Source organism: Planctomycetia bacterium, from assembly GCA_034440135.1.
In the GTDB taxonomy this organism is placed as follows: Bacteria; Planctomycetota; Planctomycetia; order Pirellulales; family JALHLM01; genus JALHLM01.
The window spans coordinates 1-2,866 of the sequence record JAWXBP010000346.1 but is presented as its reverse complement, the minus strand read 5'-3'; the positions used below and the strand labels follow the sequence as shown (position 1 = coordinate 2,866).

General features: G+C 59.3%; 4 protein-coding genes. All 4 read right to left on the bottom strand.

Going from position 1 to position 2,866, the window contains the following annotated elements:
* Positions 1–71: 71 nt before the first annotated feature.
* The 4 genes from SGJ19_20805 to SGJ19_20790 all read right to left on the bottom strand — a co-directional run bounded on the left by SGJ19_20805 (position 72) and on the right by SGJ19_20790 (position 2,733).
* A complete protein-coding gene (locus SGJ19_20805; protein ID MDZ4782694.1) occupies positions 72–974 on the bottom strand; it encodes an RNA-directed DNA polymerase in 903 nt (300 codons plus the stop codon).
* A gap of 175 nt (positions 975–1,149) precedes the next feature.
* A complete protein-coding gene (locus SGJ19_20800; GenBank protein ID MDZ4782693.1) occupies positions 1,150–1,431 on the bottom strand; it encodes a RidA family protein in 282 nt (93 codons plus the stop codon).
* Positions 1,428–1,784: an SgcJ/EcaC family oxidoreductase gene (locus SGJ19_20795; protein MDZ4782692.1), complete on the bottom strand. Its 357-nt coding sequence runs from the start codon at positions 1,782–1,784 to the stop codon at positions 1,428–1,430. The genes SGJ19_20800 and SGJ19_20795 overlap by 4 nt, the downstream gene beginning before the upstream one ends.
* A 109-nt stretch (positions 1,785–1,893) precedes the next feature.
* Positions 1,894–2,733 carry a phytanoyl-CoA dioxygenase family protein gene (locus tag SGJ19_20790; GenBank protein ID MDZ4782691.1) on the bottom strand — a complete coding sequence of 280 codons (840 nt, stop codon included), beginning with the start codon at positions 2,731–2,733 and terminating at the stop codon, positions 1,894–1,896.
* Positions 2,734–2,866 lie beyond the last annotated feature (133 nt).

Sequence of the window (2,866 nt, the reverse complement as noted above, 5' to 3'; positions counted from 1 at the left end):
TATCACTCCTTCAGTGGAGAAGTGGAGGCGTCGAACACCCCCACGATACGCCGCCTTACCCCTTCACCCCGTCACCAACTTCCGCGCATAGCTCCGGTGGACGTCTTGCCGTCTACCGTCAAAGGACTCGTTGAAATAAACTCGGTGCCGCTGAGAATTCGGGTCTTTGATCGTTGTAGCGTGAGCCCCTGATTTAGGTAGAGTTTTTCAGATAAGATGATCAGCGCTCTATATGCATCCTCGAGTGAGTCCACAAAAAGATGATAGTCGTCGGCGAATCGCGTAAATTGTATCCCTTCACCCTTCAACAATTTATCGATTTGATCAAGAACCAGTTCTGATAAAAGCCGTGCGGCTGGCCCGCCAATTGGTAGTCCAAAAGAACGAGTGTTGGTGTAATTTGACAACAAGTCCATAATCTTCGTGTGGATATCGCCGCCTACATCGAGTTGTAGCAATGCGTTCTCTAATCGATGGTGAGCAAGGCGTGGATAGAATTCAGAAATGTCGCATAGAACGACATATTTGCTTGTACTCGCTAGATCGAGGGACCTGCGTGCAAACTGAATCCAACCAAAATCCTTATTGAATAAGTCTCCGGTCGATGACTCGTATCGATATCGGTAAGAAAAAATCTTGAGCTCACTGGCAGAGATGCGAACTTGCTCAATGCGTTTTGCAATAAAAATTACGCACGCGAGAAAATACACATTCCAAAATGGATCTAGCTGCGTACCCCATCGAAAGCCATTGTAGCTTATTGGCGCAAGCGCGGCTTCGTGCGCCGGCGGATACTTAGTTAGCCACTCTTTGAAATTTGCATGCAGTTTGAGGAGCAGATCGCGCGTCTCTACGCGGCGATCGAAGAAAATGTGTGTCTCAAACGGAAACGGAAATATATCTGTATCTCCGTGACGCACAATATTGCTGAGCGCTGCATCTATAGCGTCAGCGAATGAATTGATTTCGGACATGGATTGCCTGAAAGGGTTCTATATCGACTCGGGCCCTGGGGATGAACCCTGATTGCAGGGGACAATTTTTCGGTTAAAGATAGCAGTCTTGTCAAGGCTCAACCAACAGTTATTGCCTGTTATCCGTTGTAATTCGGCGATGCTGACGCAGTGCGCGGTCATGCGCGTTTCACTTCTAGTTGACCTCAAAAATCGCCGCGATCTCCGCCGCGATGTTCTCCGGCAGCGCGTGGGAGCCGACGGCGAAGCGGGAGTGTTTGCCGGACTCGCAGTACACGGCGACGATGAGGTCGGAACTGCCGTTCACGACGCGCGGGATTCCGGTGTAACCGGGCTCGCAATTGACGAAGCCTTGCAATTGCGCGCAGCGGACGACGCGGTCGAGGCCATCTGCGCGGCGTCCTTCAATTGCGCCAAACGGCTGAGCGCGGCGTGGCCTAAATCTTCCGCCGCTCACCCGACCGCGTTGCGGCTCGAGAACGTCGCGTCGTCGATGACGAAACGCCAGAGGCCGTCGGGGCCGCGGCGCAGCACTTCGGCTGACGAGCCCTGCATGGCCGTCGAGCCGTCGGGCGCCTTGAGGACCCAATCGGTGCGAACGATGGCGGTATCGCCGTTCTCATGGCAGGCGCCGCAGCGCGCTTCGATCTTCAGGGGGCTGTCGAGCATCGGCGCCATCATGGCAGCGATGGCGTCGCGTCCGCGCGCGACCTCCTTTCCGTCGATCGTGAGAATCGCGTCGTCGGTATAAAGAGCCAGCATCCCGGCCTTGTCGCGGGCATTGAAGACCGAGCCGAAGGTCGCCGACATGTCGCCAGGAGATTTTACGGGCACTGCAGGCCTCACTTGGGTGAAGGGATGAGGGGGCCGATGGGCTTCGAGCGCAGCGAAACCATAGCACGCCGCGCGGCCGCCATCGTCACGCCTCTGCGGCCGGCCACGCCCGCGGAAACATCGCCTCGTCCGCCGGCCTCTTCCCTGCGGGAAGCTGCGGATCGCCGGGCAGCTTCACGGCTAGGGGGCGCGGGTCCCAGATCGCGTCGGCGCCCATGTAGCGCACCGAGAGGGCGAGGCGGCGCTGGGTTTGGGAGCGGTTGCCGCCGGAGCCATGGACGGTGAGCGGGTGGTGGCAGATGCAATCGCCGGCGGCCATGTCCCAGGAGAGGATGCGCTTGTCGGCGCCGCGCTGGCGCGGATCGGAAAAATCCGGACAGACTTCCGCCGTCATGTCCATGCGCGCGGGGTCCTGGTCGGGCGTGATCGCGCGAAACCATTTGCCCCAGCGATGCGAGCCGGCGACGTATTCGAGGCCGCTCGTCTCCACCGACACGTCGGTGAGCGCCACCCAGATCGAAACGATGTCGTTGCCGCGAAACGGCCAGTAAGGCAGATCGTGGTGCCAATAGGTGGGGGCCGGCGTGTTGGGCTCCTTCACGAAGAGCTGGTCGTAGAAGAAATTCACGCTCGGCTGCCGCAGCAGGCGCGCGGCGATCTCCGCGCCGGGCGCGCGCAGCGCGAAGTCGCGGAACTCGGCATCCCATTGCGCCATGAAGATGTTGGCGTAGAAGCGGCCCGGCTCGCCCGGCTTCGTGCCCTCGCGGACCTGGCCCTTGCCGGACGCGATCACGCGGTCCGTGGCCGCATACATGCGGTCGATCCAGGATCGGCCGAAAAGGCCGAGCAGGCAGACCACGCCGTCTTCCTCATAGGTGCGGATGTCGCTTTCGGAAATCGCCAGGGTCGGCCGGCCGTTCGTCATGGTTTCCGTCCCGCGCGGTCACGCGCCGTTTCGCATTCTATTTGATCTCGAAAATCGCCGCGATCTCCACAGCGATATTCTCGGGGAGGGCATGCGAGCCGACGCCGGCAAACACTCCCGCTTCGCCGTCGGC